Genomic DNA, 14,941 nt, shown 5'->3' with positions numbered 1-14,941 from the left:
CGCTTGCTCACGGCGCGGCCCGTACTCCCCCGCAGGTCGAGGGGGATGTACGGGTCGCGTCAGGCTTTAGCGGGGGCGCGTATAGGTTTCATTGGGGTTTGACCCCCCGGACACGCACTGGTAACACCGACGAGTAACCGTTGCTTCACGCACCGCCGCACGTCGCACTACGCCGCACCGCCGCACCACTGAGCTTTGCACCACCGAGCTTTGCACCTCGCACCACCGGGGACCGCACGCCCGCCCGACGCCGTCCGCACCGGCCGGGGCGGAGAGCACCCACCACCTGTCGACCGACCGACCGTCCCGAGGGGGCCACAGCCATGCAGGCGGCGCCAGTACGCCCGATCCGTCCGTCCCTCAGCTCGGCGCGCCTGGTGCGCGCCCATGCCATCCCGTCCGTCACCGGAGCACTGCGCGCCATGGAGTCCCTGCTGCTCGGCGGGGGTCAGCGGACCGCCCGGCGGAACGCCTGGACGGCGGTCCTGGAGGACCGGCGCCGGGCCAGGGACCGGGTCGAGACCCAGCACGTACTGGAGGCCGTGGCTGTCCGGGGCCCGAAGGCCACGTAAACTTCGCTTTATGGCGAGGAAGGCTAACTCTGACAGCGCTGATGCCGCTGCGAATCCGGGGCGACTGAAGCAGATCGCTCTGACGTACAAGATGACCCGGAAGGCCGACCCCAAGGTCGCGCTGATCCTCGCGGCTGTGGGAATCGTCACCTTCGGTGCCTTCCTCGGCCTGGGGTTCTGGCTCGGCTACCCGGTCTACCTGGGCATTCTGGGCTTCCTGATCGCCTTCCTCGCGGTCGCGATCGTCTTCGGACGACGCGCCGAGCGGGCGGCCTTCGGGCAGATGGAGGGCCAGCCGGGCGCGGCCGCCGCGGTGCTCCAGAACGTGGGGCGCGGCTGGACCACGACGCCGGCGGTGGCGATGAACCGCAGCCAGGACGTGATCCACCGGGCCGTCGGCCGGGCGGGCATCGTGCTGGTGGCCGAGGGCAACCCGAACCGGCTGAAGCCGATGCTGGCCGCCGAGAAGAAGAAGATGGCGCGCATCGTCTACGACGTACCGGTGCACGACATCGTCGTCGGCACGGACGAGGGCCAGGTGCCGCTGAAGAAGGTCCGTACGACGATGCTGAAGCTGCCCCGGATCCTCTCGGGCGCGCAGGTGGCGGCGGCGAACGACCGGCTGAAGGCGCTGGGCGACCTGATGAGCAACATGCCGCTGCCGAAGGGTCCGATGCCGAAGGGCATGCGGATGCCGCGCGGCGGCCCGAAGATGCGCTGATCGCGCGACGCAGACTGCATGCCAGAGGGGCCTCCGGATTCCGTCCGGAGGCCCCTCTGCCGTGTCTTGCTGTCTTCTGCTCGCTGGAGTTTTCTCTACATCCGGACCTGGACGGAACGGGAGAGGCGGTCGTGGAGACCGCGCCCGTCGCGGTCCCAGATCAGGGCGGGGAGCGCCAGGGCGAGCAGAACGCTCCGCACCACGGCCCGGCCGAGAGTGAGCCGGCCCCCGTCGGCGGCGACGACCCAGATGCCGAGCAGCCGCTTTCCGGGGGTGAAGCCGACGGTGCCGACGGTCAGCACATGGAGGGCGAGGAAGATGCCCAGCGCCCAGTTGGACTGCGTCTGGGCGGGTTCACCGCGGGCGAGCAGCCCGTACGCGATCAGGAAGCAGAGCCCCCAATCGATGAAGAGGGCACCGAAGCGCCGTCCGAGGGGGGCGATGGAGCCCGGTCCTGCCTCCGGCAGGCCGAGCCGCTTGCCCCGGTGTCCGAATTCGACACCCATGTCCTCGGCCGCCGCACGGGGCCCGGAGAGCCACGATCCGATTGCTTGCCTGTTGTCCACCCGTCCACGGTACTGTGCCCGTTTCGGATCTTTCCGGCGGCCCGGGCGGTACCGGTGGCCGCGTCGCCGAGGGCTCCGACCTCCTGGTTAACCTGAGCGAAACAAATGGGTCATGCTGGAGAAATCCCGTCTGCCTAAGGTCGGTCCCGCGTGTGCCACCGCACTGGCCGCGACAGCCGCAACCCCGCCCCACCGACCCGGGGACGGGAGTAGGAGGAGTTGGATGTTCCAGAACGCCGACGACGCGAAGAAGTACATCGCCGACGAGGACGTGAAGTTCGTCGACGTCCGGTTCTGCGACCTGCCCGGTGTGATGCAGCACTTCACGATCCCGGCCGCGGCGTTCGACCCGGACGAGGAGCTGGCGTTCGACGGCTCGTCGATCCGTGGCTTCCAGGCGATCCACGAGTCCGACATGGCGCTGCGCGCGGACCTGTCGACCGCCCGCCTGGACCCGTTCCGCCGGGACAAGACGGTCAACATCAACTTCTTCATCCACGACCCGATCACCGGCGAGCAGTACAGCCGTGACCCGCGCAACATCGCCAAGAAGGCCGAGACCTACCTCGCCTCCACCGGCATCGCGGACACCGCGTACTTCGGCCCGGAGGCGGAGTTCTACGTCTTCGACTCCGTGCGCTTCAACACCTCCGCGAACGAGGGCTTCTACCACATCGACTCCGAGGCGGGCGCCTGGAACACCGGTGCGGTCGAGGACAACCGTGGTTACAAGGTCCGCTACAAGGGCGGCTACTTCCCGGCTCCCCCGGTCGACCACTTCGCCGACCTGCGCGCCGAGATCTCCCTCGAACTGGACAAGCAGGGCCTCCAGGTCGAGCGCCAGCACCACGAGGTGGGCACGGCCGGCCAGGCGGAGATCAACTACAAGTTCAACACGCTGCTCGCCGCCGCCGACGACCTGATGCTCTTCAAGTACATCGTGAAGAACGTCGCCTGGCGCAACGGCAAGACCGCGACCTTCATGCCGAAGCCGATCTTCGGTGACAACGGCTCGGGCATGCACGTCCACCAGTCGCTGTGGCAGGGCGGCCTCCCGCTCTTCTACGACGAGCAGGGCTACGCGGGCCTCTCGGACACCGCCCGCTACTACATCGGCGGCATCCTCAAGCACGCCCCGTCGCTGCTGGCCTTCACCAACCCGACGGTGAACTCGTACCACCGCCTGGTCCCGGGCTTCGAGGCGCCGGTCAACCTGGTCTACTCGCAGCGCAACCGCTCCGCCGCGATGCGCATCCCGATCACGGGCTCCAACCCGAAGGCCAAGCGCGTCGAGTTCCGCGCCCCGGACCCGTCCTCCAACCCCTACCTCGCCTTCTCGGCCCTGCTCCTGGCCGGCCTCGACGGCGTCAAGAACAAGATCGAGCCGGCCGAGCCGATCGACAAGGACCTCTACGAGCTGGCCCCGGAGGAGCACGCGGGCGTCCCGCAGGTCCCGACCTCCCTCCCGGCGGTCCTCGACGCCCTGGAGGCGGACAACGAGTACCTCCAGGCGGGCGGCGTCTTCACGGCCGACCTGATCGAGACCTGGATCGACTTCAAGCGCACGCAGGAGATCGCCCCGATCCAGCTGCGTCCGCACCCGCACGAGTTCGAGCTGTACTTCGACATCTAAGAGGCAGGGCGGGACGACCTGGGCGGAAGTCCTGTAAACGGGCTTTGACCTGCGAAAACTGTTCTCAACAGTTCTCGCTGTCACCGTTGACTTCTACCTCCCTTGTGCACCGCGTGTGCACCGCCCGGCCGATTCCCTGACGCCACGCCAGCGCACCACGAGGGCCGCTACCCCGTACGAGGGCAGCGGCCCTCGTCGGCTGTCCGGGCTGCGACGATTCGATCAAGGTCGGCTCGCGCCCGGACAGAGTCTCCGCGGGGCCCGGAGCCAAGCCATGACTCACCGAAGCCCCCTGGTCTGTCAGTGGCCAGCGGTAACCTGAATGTCGCTCACTACGAGGGGGATTCAGTGCCAAAGGTGACCGAGAGCCGTCGCATCGGACGCATGGCGGTGAACGAGGTACGTGCACTGCTGGAACGCCACGGCCACATCGTGCAGGAGATCGACGGCGGTAATGACCATGGCGAGGACCTTCATGTGACGTTCGTCCATGACGGGCAGCGCACGGAGGACTCCGTGTTCATGCAGGTGAAAGGCGGGACGTCGACTCGCACTGGACGTGGGCACCGGGTCAAGGTCGGTGACCATGGAGGGAACTGGCGCGACGGCAGCCTCCCGGTGCTCTGTGTGATCCATGACCCTGAGCGCGGCGGTCTCTTCTGGGCAAATGCCACCCGTCAACTCCGGCGGGCACAGGCGCTGCGTAAAACGGTCAGGTCGATCGTCGTTTCCCGGGAGTCCGTGCTGGACGACACGAGCCTCGACCTGTTCGTGCAAGCCATGCGGGGCTATCTCATCCGGGAACGCGAGGGAGTCGGCAGATGGGCCGATATGGCGAACGTCGAGTTCACTCCGGGCGACATCGTCAAACCCTTCGAGAACGAAGTCTCCGAGCCCATGGTCTTCTGGCAGCGCCGTGGGGAGCCGCACGCCGTCCTGCTGCACCACGACTTGGACTGGGAGCCGGTACGTATCCAGGAAGGGATGCTCCGCTTCCATCCGATCGCGACGATCGGCCACATCATCCTGGATACCGCGGAAGCCCACTGGCTGATGAGCTGCTTCAAGTCCACGGAGTGGTGGCGTCGCCCGATCGAGCACCACAACTCTGCCTGACCTGCGCTGACCCTCCACCATCGAGTCGCCCTTGATGGATCCCTCTACGCCGCCCTCGTGCCCGAATCGTCTTGGACGACGGGTATTCAAGTAAAAGGCAGTACACATAGCCGTGTTGAGCAGTAATAAGATTGATGATCTCCTCGGAGAAAGCGACGCCTTGGAGAATATTGCACAGCGCGCACAGAGCGAGGAATCGACACAGGAGGGCGCGATTGAATTACGGGATCGATATCAGCAGTGGTACGCGGAAGCGTTGACCTTTCTTCCGGATTCATCCCTGGAGAGGTTTCGTGAGCAGTACGAAGGAACCCTCATCAAACCCCGCATTAAACAATACGTGCAAGATCCGCACAAAAAGTGGGCGCTCTACGATTGGATGCCCAGACCTCTGAAGAGTCACGGCATCTGGCAATATCCGTTCGAGACGTGCTTTCGTGAGCCATTCCGAGAGCAAAAGAATATACTCAAACGAGCCTCTGGTCGCCGGGTTTACCCCTCCGAGACATTTGGCACGTTCGAAGCTCTATCCAAAATGTCGCGCCGCCTCCCCGCCGCGATGAGCGTCCTACAACGCCCCATTCACGGCCGGCCAGGTCTTCCCATGGGTGACGAGTATGATCTTCAGCGGATCCTCCATGCCCTGCTGGTGATCCATTTTGATGACGTGCGAGCGGAGGAAACCACTCCCAGCTGGGCCGGTAATTCCTATCGGATCGACTTCTTGCTGCGAAAAGAGGGCATTGCAGTCGAAGCGAAGATGATGAATCGCTCGTTGACACGGGCCAAGGTGAAGACACAGCTTGTCGATGACATTTTCGGATACGGACGACATTCTGAGGTTCGAGGCCTCTTTGCGCTTGTTTACGACCCTGAGCGTCAAATCGATAATTCCGACGGCTTTAGTGACGACTTGAGCGATTCGGGCTCCCTCCTGCCCGTGCGCGTCGTGGTTGTGCATGGATGAGTCATCCTGCCTGTCTATCCAGCACCGCCTTGCCGGGATCATGCACCGCGCGCGGGGCTTCCGCCAGGTGCCAGCGCGGTCGGCATCGCCTAGTCTCTTGGAGGTGGCGGCCCTCGGTCGTGCAGTCAGCCGCGTGGGGTGTCGGTCCAGAAGAACATCGCTTTGCATGCGCTTGGCGACCCCGCCGGAACGTCGTTCGGAACGCCCAGGATTTCGACCACCTGCCCCAGGATCACCGTGGCGTACGCCTCCGTCTGTTCGAGCAGACGGATTCCGCCCTCGCATTTCATGACCGGCTGTACGACCACGCCTGTCCGCCCTGCCGGTACTCCTCCACGGGAATCGGCGTCACTCCGGCTCGCATGTGGGCGGTGTACAACAGGCCGTCAAGGTGGTCGATCTCGTGGTGGATCAGGCGGGCGAGGCCACGTTCGTACACAGTGGTCACGGTCTCGCCGCTCAGGGTCGTGGTCTCCGCCGTGATCTCCAGGGGGCGGGGGACGAGGCCGCGGACGTCGAAGAAGCTCAGGCAGCCCTCGTACTGCTCGTCGCTCGCGTCCACGCGCGCTGTGATCCGTGGGTTGAGCATGATGATCGCCGGCGCAACTCCCGGCGGCTGAACGACGGCGGCGGCGCGGCCGATGCCGATCTGGGGGGCCGCGATGCCCATGCCCTTGGCGAAGGGGTGGACCTGGCTGATGCGGTGGAGGGCGGCGAACAGTTCGTCCACGATGCGCTCGGCCTCGTCGCGCTCGGCGGGCAGATCAAAGGGACGGGCCGGGGTTACGAGGATGGCGGCACCCTCCTGGACAACACCAAGGTCGCGCATCTGTCGGCTGGGTCGAACGTCCGTCAACTGAACTCCCCTTGTTCCATATCGTGTTCGGGTCGCGCGCGGAACCGCCACTCCAGACGGTACCGAGCGTGCAAGGCGGGTGTGGTCGTGATCCAGGTGAAAGTCCGCTCCGCGCCATCGTCACGGCGGACGGGTGGGGTGCGGAGCGGGGAGGCTTCGGCGGTCATGGAGGTCTCGGTGCCCCAGACCACGGGGTCAAGGGCGGCGGGGAAGGCGAGCTGGACTTCGAGCTGTTCGGTGGGCAGGCGGACGGCGCGCTGGAACCAGTTGCCCCATTTGTCGTCGCCGACGGTGTAGGCGTATTCGATCCAGACGGATTCGCCGGGGTAGAGGGGGAAGCGGCCGTGTTCGTTGTCGAACAGCAGCCAGATCTCCTTGAAGGCATCGCGGTCGTGCTTGGCCTGCCAGCGCATTGCCTCACCCCGGCAGGTGGCGGTGAGGTCGAGTTCGTCCCAGGTGAGCGGATGGGCTCGGTAGTGGGCGTTGGACTGTTCCGGGTCGCCGGGGTAGCGGTCGACTGAGATGCGGATCAGGTAGCGGGTGACCGGTTCGGTGCCTGTGTTCCGGAGCCGTCGTCGCATCGTGAGCCGGTAGGCGCGGCCGTCGTAGTGGAGGTGGGCGGCGTCGTGTTCGACGACGAGGGCGGAGCCTGCGGCGTATGGCTGCTCGGGCCTGCGCTGGGCCGGCGGGGCTGCGGGTGGGCGCCGTGCTCGGATCTCTCTGGACTTCGCCTGTTCGTAGTCGAGCCAGCGGCGCCAGATTGCCTTGCCCGAGTTCATGACCTCGTCGGCGAGCCGGGCGAACTCCGCGCTGGGCTTGTGGCGACCGGATTCCACGTGGCTGACGTAGGAGGGATCAAAACCCATGGCCTGCGCTAACGCCCGCTTGGACAGACCCCGTACCTCACGCCAGCGGGCCACCTCGGCTGCGAAGTCCTCGGCTGCCTGTTCGGCGGTGATCTCCTCGTCCTGGGTGTCCATCAAACCCTCGCCCCGTGTCATCTTCGGTGAGCATGAATGAACCGTGAGTGATCCCACTTCATCATCCCGTCATGGGCCACGTCGCGGCTTTCCTTCCCTCAGCGGCCCGGATCGATCCCCGGGCGGATGACGGAGGCGACGCATCATGCGCGTGCTGTACCTGCTGAACATCTCCAACCCCGACCGGCTGTCCTCGGACTCCGGCTGGATCTTCGCCGACCTGCTCGCCCCGGCGCTCGCGGACGCCGGAGCCGAGGTGACAATCGCCGCGCCGGCACCGGCCGGGGACGACCGGTGCGGCTTCCGGCAGACGAAGCTGCCCGGAACGAAGTACCGCGCCCGCTTCTCGGCGGACATCGACGAGCTGGTGGCCCTCATCCGGGCCGAGAAGCCGGATGTCGTGGTGGCCAACCAGGTCGAGGAGGCACCCGCGATCCGTACGGCCCTGCTGGAAGCGGGCTCCGGCGCGCTGCTGGCCGGGTACTGCCACTATCTGCCGTTCTCCTTCGACGACGGACAGCTCCTGGCCGACCCGTCCCTGGACGACGCCGGGCTCGGCTGGCCGGTGCTGCTCGCGTTCGCCGCCGGCCTGGCCGCGTGTGACCGAGTCCTGGTGCATTCCTCCACGGCCGCCTCCTGGGTCTCGGCCGCCGCTGACCGATTGACCGTGGACGTGGGCGATCGGCTGCGGGAGGTGCCAGCTCCGCGTGACGAGCGTCTGGTTCGGGCCCCCATCACCACCAGCGGCGGCGAGTCCATCGGGATCTACAACCACAGGCTGTACGCGCACTACGGCACCGAACAATTCGTGGACCTGGCGCGCGATCTCACGGCCTCCGGCTCGGTGCGGCTTCGGGTCATGGACCTGTTCGGGCAGCGCAGCGCGGCCCGAACGGGGCTGAACGACAGCCCCGAGAGGATGCGGGAGAAGCTGGCCGCCCTGCCCCACGTCCAGATCGTCTCGGACCGGGGCGACCGGGTCCGCTACCGGGATCTGCTGGCCGGCGGGCGCTTCGGCATCGCTCCGTTCCGGCCCGGCTGCCCGTGGTCGATGAGCGTGATCGACTGCCAGGGCATGGGCCTGCCCGTCATCTCGCCCCGCCTGGGCTGGCTCGCCGAGCACATCGACCCCGAGCTGTGCTTCACCACCACGTCCGAGGCGGTCGCCCTGACCGAGCGGCTGGCCTCCGACGACGCGTTCCACGCCCTGCATGCCAAGCGCGCCCATGCCTCCACGGCCGACTTCACCCCCGAGCTGGTCGCCGCCCGCTATCTGGAGGCGATCTCGTGACCGGCTTCGATGCCGTCTTCCTCTCGTACGACGAACCGATGGCCGACTCCCTCCACTCCCGCCTCCAGCGGACCCTCGGGGGCGCTGTGAAGCGCCTACACGGAGTGCACGGGATGCGTCGGGCCTACCGACTGTGCGCCGAGGCCGTCGACCATGAGCAGTTCTTCCTCGCCGACGGCGACTTCGCCCTCGACCCGGGCTTCGCCCCGACCGCTGTGGAGCCCCTGGACGAGGGCGTCTCCATGCGCGTGTGGCGCGCGGTCAACCCCGTCAACGGCCTGACCTACGGCTACGGCGGGCTCAAGCTCATCCGCCGCAGCGCTCTGCGGGAGATGGGCGAGGCGGTGGACGTCCTCGCCGCACTGCCCGGACGCGTCGAGTTCGCCGAACAGGCCGCCGGCGTCACCCGCTTCAACCAGAGCCCTTTTCACTCTTGGAAGGCGGGCTTCCGGGAGTGCGCGATGCTCACCCGCGGCAGCGAGTACGGCATGGCCGACGGCGACGCCCGCTGGCGGGTGGAGGCCTGGCAGCGCAGCAGCGACGGCGAGTTCGCCGCCTTCGCCGCAGCAGGGGCTCGGGAGGGCGTCGCCTTCGCGAACGAGGCCGCCCGTCACCCGGACCGGTTCGAGCGGCTGAACGACCCGTCGTGGCTACGGCACAGGTTCACTACGGACCACGGGGATCAGGCGATTTCCGGATGACCAGGCCACTCGTCCTGATCGAGCCGTACGCCGATCGGTTGGGAGGGCATCATCAGCGCACTCTGGTGGCGCTCGCCCAGGCACGACCCGGCAGCCTGGTCGTCGCCCTGAACGGAATCGCACCCGATGTGGTGGCCGCGCTCCGGGAGACGGAAGCGCGAACGGTGACCGTGCCCGTGGGGCGTGTCTCCGCCGGATTCTTCGCCGCATCACGCCTCCTCGCTGGTGTTTCGACGGTCGTCCGGCGGGTCTTTCGCTCTCGTCGATGGCCGGACCGGCTGCGGCGGCTGCCACACCAGATCACCCTCATCGCCCGCTGCCTGGCCGAAGCCTCAGCGCTGCGGACCGCCCGTCGGCTACAGCATGACGCCGGCGCGGTCGTGATCCTCACCGCGAGCGAAGCCCTTCACGGCGCGGCAGCGCTCCTCGGCGGCCAACCGCATCTGCGATTCGTTCATGAGGCTGTGACGACGGAGGACGCCTTCGTGCGGTTCATCGGCTGCTTGGCCCGCAGGGGCGAGCAGCGAGTGATCGCCATGTATCCGACCCAGGCGGTCTGTGATCAGTTCGCCGATGACTTCCCCGGCCTGCTGGCCGTGATCCGGCCCTTCGCGGTCGATGACGATCGCCGTCTGACCGATACCGAACGCGAAAGTGGTCGGACGGCCTTCGGGATCCCGGGCACCGGTGCCGTGGTCTGCCTGGTCGGCGGCTGGTGGCCGTACAAGGACCTCGATGTCATCGACACCGCCCTGGCCCGGCTGAGGGAACCGCTGCACCTCGTGGTCACGGGCGATCCGCTGGACGATTCGGTGCTCGCGCGCTGGCGGAGCCTCCCCTTCCTCCACCTGCACGTGATCCCCGGACCCGTCGCGGAGTGCGCGCTACGGCTCGTCTACGGCGCGGCCGACGCTGCCCTCGTCGCGCGGCGCCCCGGGGTCGGCAAGGAGTCCGGCCTGGTGATGGACGCCGCCCGGCTCGGCGTCCCACTGATCGTCTCTGATCACGACCCCGCGCTCACCGGCCGGCTCCGGGGCCGGCCGTGGGCCCTCACGTTCCCCACGGGCGACCCGGACGGCCTCGCCCACGCTCTGCACAGCGTCATCCGCCACCCGCCCGAGCGCCCCGGCCCCGAGGCGCCTGGCCTTCTGGGGATGCCCACCGGCGCAGATCAGGCCGACTTCCTCACTCGGACGTTCGCCTCGCTCACGAGCACGGAGTCCCGATGCTGAACACACCTCCGGCTCTGATCGCCGTCGTCGGGCCCGTCGAGCCCTCTCTGTTCGAGGCATGGGTCCACCACTACCGGAAGCTCGGCGCCGAACGCTTCTTGATCGCCTTCCACTTCCCCGAGCATGTTCCCGACGCCCAGCAGCACCGGCTCCAGGCAGCCTGCCGGGAGCTGGGCATCGTTCCCACCGGTACCTCGACCGGCCCTTGGCACGAGCACACGAACACACAGCTCCGCGACGCCCTGCGGCACCACGCCGGACGCGGCTGGCATCTGCTCGCTGACGCCGACGAATTCCAGCAGTACGCCGCACCTCTCCCCGAGGTAATCGACCAGGCCGAACACTCCGGACACCGGGCCGTGGGCGGGCTGATGCTCGACCGCGTCACCGCGACTGGGCATCTGACCGGCTGGCGCCCCGAAGACGGGCTGGATCACGCGTACCCCCTCGGCGGCCATCTCACCCACCGGCTCCTGCACGGTGACCCCCGCAAGATCGTCCTGGTCCGCCACGACATCCCCGTCTCCTCCGGCAACCACCGATCCCCCGGACACCGACCGGACCCGGACCGCCTCTGCGCCGTTCACCACTTCAAGTGGCGCTCCGGCGTCCTGGACGACCTCCGCCGCAGGGTCCAGCACTTCTCGACGGGCACCTGGCAGGAGCAGACCCCGGCTGTACGCGACGAAGCCGCTCGTCTCCTGTCACACGTTCGCCAGCACAGCGGCTCGATCGACACCGGCGATCCACGGTTCGCGTTCCGGCGGGTGAGCCTGGACCGGATGCCGGACACCTGGCCCGCCGAGGCCCGCGACATCGTCACCGCCTGGCGGCCGTCCGCCGGCTCCACCCGGGATCGGGGAAAATGACCGCGCTCGTGCACGCCCGTCGCGGAAGGGATGACCCCGTGCCCCTCGCCGTTCTCCTGGCCGGCCTCACCGGCTCCGGCAAGACCACCGTCGCCCAGACGCTCACCCGCCACGGCTACGTCCGGCTGTCCGTGGACGAAGAGGTCCACCGCCTCCACGGCCGGTACGGCGTGGACTACCCCGAGCACACCTACTTCGAGCGCGAGCGACCCGCCGTCGAGACCATCCGGGAACGGTTCACCAAGGAACTCCAGGCCGGGAACGACGTCGTCCTCGACCACGGGCTGTGGCGCCGCACCGACCGGGACGCATGGCGGGAGGCCGCCCGTCAAGCAGGCGGCCACCCCGTCGTCGTCTATCTCCCCGCCGACCGCGACGAACTGCTACGACGCCTGGCCGAACGCAACCAGCGCGAGGACGCCAACGCCCTCACCGTCACTCCCGAAGCCCTCGACGACTTCTTCGCCCGCTTCGACACCCCGGCGGAGGACGAGGAAGTCATCGTCCACACCGGAGACCAGGAGGCACTCCTGACAGCACTGGCCGCAGCCCGGCACACTCAAGGCTGAGTGCCCCTGATCGCCCCCTGCGACCTGTAGGCCATGTGCCATGTTTTCTAGCGAATGCCCTGATCGCGGGACGGGGCGCCGGTCCAGAAGGACAGGGCCTTCCGCAGGAGTTCCTTGGCGGCATCGCCGTGCAGGGCCGCTTCACGCATCCTGGCGAACGCCTTGCGGTAGAGGGCCAGCTCGTCCGGCTCGGTGACGGTCACGCCCGAGGAGACCAACTCCACATGGACCTCGTCGCCGTACATGTTGAAGGCGTGGACGGGATGCATGTTCACTCGGGCCGACGCGGGAACGATCCCGAGCGTGAGCGAAGGCAGGTCGATATCGCGGAGGATCCGGTCGATCTGCTCGCACATGACCTCGGGTCCGCCGATGTCCGTGTAGAGCGCCTGTTCCCCGAGAACGACGTCGTAGCTGTGCTCACCGTCGTACAGCACCTGCTGGCGCTGCATACGTTTGGCGACACCCGCCGGCACGTCGTTCGGGACTCCCAGGAATTCGACCACCTGGCCCAGGATCACCGTGGCGTACGCCTCCGTCTGAAGCGTCCCCCAGATCATGGCGGGCACATACGCCACACCCTCGCGCGTCTCCTGGTACCGGCGGACCACCTCGTCCTGGATCGCCTCGGTACCGGTGGACAGACGCTCCTGCCATGGCACGGAACTGGTCATCGCATTTCCTCCTGAGTCATTTCCTGTGCGGACCGTGCCGGCGAAGCGGACGGATTCCGGGGCCGGGGCCCGCACCCGCCGGCCGGGCCGGACGGCCGGCAGCCGAACTCTCCGTGGTTCATCGTGCCGGACACGGGGGCCGGCCGACGGCCTCTGCCACCATCTCCACCCCCTGGAGCGGGAGTTCAGGACTCCGGTGTCGGTCCGTACGGATACGGTGTGGGCTGTGGACCGGTGCGGGGCCGGTGGCAGGACATCAGGGGGACAAGGGTGGCTGAGCGATCAGCTCTCGCGGACTTGCACTTCGGGCGCGAGGACGCCGAGCGGGATGTGACGGACGGGCTGCTGTTACGGGGCGGGTTCCTGTCCACCGCCGCCTACCGGGCGGCGGTGACCGGACGGAAGATGCTGATCATCGGCCGTAAGGGCTCCGGCAAGAGCGCCATCTGCATGCAATTGATGGCGGACGGCGTTCCCCACGAGGGGAAAATCCTGGTCACTCCGGACGAGGCCGCGGGGGAGGAGATCAGGCGGTTCGAGCTCCAGGGGCTGCCCGGGGACTCGGCGCGAGCACTGATCTGGCGCTACGTCTTCGCCGTGCACGCCGCGCGCCACCTGGTGACGCACGCGAAGGCCGCGCACGGCCGCAAGCCCGGATCGGTGAAGGCGCTGGAGCGTTTCCTCAAGCAGAACGAGCAGCTGACCGGTGGACGGCTGGGGGACCGCCTGGCGCAGGGGGCGAGGGCCCTGCAGACCTCCATGTCGCTGGAGGCGTTCGGCGTCAAGGCCAGCCTGGACATGGCACAGCCGCTGTCCGAGGGCGCACGGGCCGCCCGGCAGCTGGAGGTCGTCGAGCAAGGGGCGGCGCGGGCCTTTGTCGAATTGGGCTGCGAGAGCCACGGGCCCCTGCTGCTCATGGTCGACCAATTGGAGCAGGTGTGGTCCGCCGAGCCGGACAGCAACTCGATGGTGATCGGACTGCTGCTGGCGGCGAAGTACGCGGCGGGCGTCTACGGGCGGAACGTGCGGTTGTCGCTGTTCCTGCGCTCCGACATCTACGATTCGCTGTCGTTCGGGGAAGGCGACAAATTCCACGGCGACGAATTACGGATCGCCTGGACGGAACAGACCCTGCGCGATCTCGCCCTGGCCCGGGCGCGGGCCTCCGCCGGGGCGGAGCTGACCGCGCGGCAGCTGTGGCGGGAGATCTTCCCGGAGAGGGTCCGGGGCGAGGAGACCGCACAGTACCTCTTCAGCCGCTGTCTGCCCCGGCCGCGGGACGCGATCCAGTTCCTGAACCTCTGCCAGGAGACGGCCTGGCTGGTCCACGCCCGGGACCGGATCACGGAGGCCGACGTCCTCCAGGCCGGCCGGCAGTTCTCCGCGTGGAAGCTCAAGGATCTGTCCCTGGAGTACCTGGTCGCCCATCCGTTCCTCAAGCATCTCTTCCCTCTCTTCCAGAACACCGGATACGTGGTCACCCGCTCGGCTCTCAGCAGCCGCTTCGACGCGGCGGCCGAGACGCTCCACCGGCTGTTTCCCGCGTATGCCGACGCGCTGACGCTCTCCGGAGTGATCGACGTCCTGTATGGGGTGGGCTTCCTCGGGGTGCGGCGCGGAAACGACGTGGTGTTCGCCGGCGACGACGACCTGCCGGTGCAGCCGCACGAACCGGAGTTCCACGTCCACCCTTGCTTCCGCGAGGCGCTCGGTGCCACCAGCGCGATCGATCTGCGCCGCTACGAGCCGCTTCTGGCAAGCCATCGCATCGCCCAGGGAAATGTCAGGTCGGCGGGGACGACGGCTTTCAACCGGGATCACCGACTGCTGCGTGAGCTCACCCGTTCCTGCCACTCCATCCTCTCCCAGGTCGGCCGGGCGGTGGACCTGGCACCGGATGCCCGGGACGAGATCACCCAGCAGATCGGCCGGGTCCTCGACGATGCCCAGGGCCTCTCCACGAGTGGGGGCCCCTTCGACGCGGACGGCCATCTCCTGTCCACCGCCCACTACTTCACCGCCCTCGCCGCGCAGCTCCTCGCCAGTGGGCTGGACGACGCCTCGGGCACCGGCGGCGTCGCCCACCGCATCGAGGAGGAGGCCAGGCGCCTGCGCCGCGTGGCGGGCGGCTCCTTCGGCAGCTCGGGCAACTCGTTGGGATACTGACTCCCGGGGCATCGAACGGACGCCTTCC

The 14,941-nt window shown here is 67.9% G+C and carries 15 protein-coding genes; 11 read left to right on the top strand and 4 right to left on the bottom strand.

The features are described 5' to 3' along the window. Positions 1–323: 323 nt before the first annotated feature. Together SYYSPA8_RS07315 and SYYSPA8_RS07310 are read left to right on the top strand one after the other, a co-directional pair. Positions 324–572 carry an SCO2195 family GlnR-regulated protein gene (locus tag SYYSPA8_RS07315; RefSeq protein ID WP_323446128.1) on the top strand — a complete coding sequence of 83 codons (249 nt, stop codon included), beginning with the start codon at positions 324–326 and terminating at the stop codon, positions 570–572. A gap of 10 nt (positions 573–582) precedes the next feature. Then, on the top strand, positions 583–1,293 hold the full coding sequence (locus tag SYYSPA8_RS07310; protein WP_323446127.1) for a DUF4191 domain-containing protein: 711 nt from the start codon (positions 583–585) through the stop codon (positions 1,291–1,293). A gap of 95 nt (positions 1,294–1,388) precedes the next feature. On the opposite strand, the gene SYYSPA8_RS07305 is transcribed toward SYYSPA8_RS07310, so the two are convergent. Next, entirely contained in the window at positions 1,389–1,859 is a 471-nt protein-coding gene (locus SYYSPA8_RS07305) for an RDD family protein (protein ID WP_323446126.1), read from the bottom strand. A gap of 223 nt (positions 1,860–2,082) precedes the next feature. Between SYYSPA8_RS07305 and glnA the strand changes: the two genes are divergently transcribed. The 3 genes from glnA (at position 2,083) to SYYSPA8_RS07290 (ending at position 5,575) form a co-directional block, all read left to right on the top strand. Then, complete coding sequence (gene glnA, locus SYYSPA8_RS07300; RefSeq protein WP_323446125.1) at positions 2,083–3,492, top strand: type I glutamate--ammonia ligase; 1,410 nt, start codon at positions 2,083–2,085, stop codon at positions 3,490–3,492. Positions 3,493–3,849: 357 nt separating this feature from the next. After that, positions 3,850–4,608: a DUF4365 domain-containing protein gene (locus tag SYYSPA8_RS07295; protein WP_323446124.1), complete on the top strand. Its 759-nt coding sequence runs from the start codon at positions 3,850–3,852 to the stop codon at positions 4,606–4,608. A gap of 115 nt (positions 4,609–4,723) precedes the next feature. Next, complete coding sequence (locus SYYSPA8_RS07290) at positions 4,724–5,575, top strand: PD-(D/E)XK nuclease domain-containing protein (RefSeq protein WP_323446123.1); 852 nt, start codon at positions 4,724–4,726, stop codon at positions 5,573–5,575. A gap of 286 nt (positions 5,576–5,861) precedes the next feature. Here SYYSPA8_RS07290 and SYYSPA8_RS07285 read toward each other — a convergent pair whose 3' ends face one another. Both SYYSPA8_RS07285 and SYYSPA8_RS07280 read right to left on the bottom strand, forming a co-directional pair. Then, positions 5,862–6,404 (bottom strand): peptide deformylase, encoded by a 543-nt coding sequence (locus SYYSPA8_RS07285; protein ID WP_323446122.1) that lies wholly within the window; start codon positions 6,402–6,404, stop codon positions 5,862–5,864. A gap of 23 nt (positions 6,405–6,427) precedes the next feature. After that, positions 6,428–7,411, bottom strand: a complete 984-nt coding sequence (locus SYYSPA8_RS07280; protein ID WP_323446121.1) for a helix-turn-helix domain-containing protein — start codon at positions 7,409–7,411, stop codon at positions 6,428–6,430. A gap of 145 nt (positions 7,412–7,556) precedes the next feature. Here SYYSPA8_RS07280 and SYYSPA8_RS07275 point away from each other — a divergent pair, with 145 nt between their 5' ends. The 5 genes from SYYSPA8_RS07275 to SYYSPA8_RS07255 all read left to right on the top strand — a co-directional run bounded on the left by SYYSPA8_RS07275 (position 7,557) and on the right by SYYSPA8_RS07255 (position 12,073). Further along, the gene (locus SYYSPA8_RS07275) at positions 7,557–8,702 is read left to right on the top strand and encodes a glycosyltransferase (protein ID WP_323446120.1); all 1,146 of its coding nucleotides are present in this window, start codon (positions 7,557–7,559) and stop codon (positions 8,700–8,702) included. Continuing rightward, positions 8,699–9,403, top strand: coding sequence for a hypothetical protein (locus SYYSPA8_RS07270; RefSeq protein WP_323446119.1), 705 nt, complete (start codon positions 8,699–8,701; stop codon positions 9,401–9,403). The genes SYYSPA8_RS07275 and SYYSPA8_RS07270 overlap by 4 nt, the downstream gene beginning before the upstream one ends. Positions 9,404–9,468: 65 nt before the next feature. Next, positions 9,469–10,635 carry a glycosyltransferase family protein gene (locus SYYSPA8_RS07265; RefSeq protein ID WP_323446118.1) on the top strand — a complete coding sequence of 389 codons (1,167 nt, stop codon included), beginning with the start codon at positions 9,469–9,471 and terminating at the stop codon, positions 10,633–10,635. Then, entirely contained in the window at positions 10,629–11,504 is an 876-nt protein-coding gene (locus SYYSPA8_RS07260) for a glycosyltransferase family 2 protein (protein WP_323446117.1), read from the top strand. Before SYYSPA8_RS07265 ends, SYYSPA8_RS07260 begins: the two co-directional genes overlap by 7 nt. Before the next feature lie 38 nt (positions 11,505–11,542). Next, entirely contained in the window at positions 11,543–12,073 is a 531-nt protein-coding gene (locus SYYSPA8_RS07255; protein ID WP_323446116.1) for an AAA family ATPase, read from the top strand. Between the two features lie 47 nt (positions 12,074–12,120). Here SYYSPA8_RS07255 and SYYSPA8_RS07250 read toward each other — a convergent pair whose 3' ends face one another. After that, entirely contained in the window at positions 12,121–12,747 is a 627-nt protein-coding gene (locus SYYSPA8_RS07250) for a DUF5753 domain-containing protein (protein ID WP_323446115.1), read from the bottom strand. Positions 12,748–13,017: 270 nt separating this feature from the next. Between SYYSPA8_RS07250 and SYYSPA8_RS07245 the strand changes: the two genes are divergently transcribed. Beyond that, positions 13,018–14,913, top strand: coding sequence for a P-loop ATPase, Sll1717 family (locus SYYSPA8_RS07245; RefSeq protein WP_323446114.1), 1,896 nt, complete (start codon positions 13,018–13,020; stop codon positions 14,911–14,913). Positions 14,914–14,941 lie beyond the last annotated feature (28 nt).

Origin of the sequence: Streptomyces yaizuensis, assembly GCF_034961445.1 — a bacterium.
In the GTDB taxonomy this organism is placed as follows: Bacteria; Actinomycetota; Actinomycetes; order Streptomycetales; family Streptomycetaceae; genus Streptomyces; species Streptomyces yaizuensis.
This window is presented reverse-complemented; position numbering and strand designations above follow the sequence as displayed.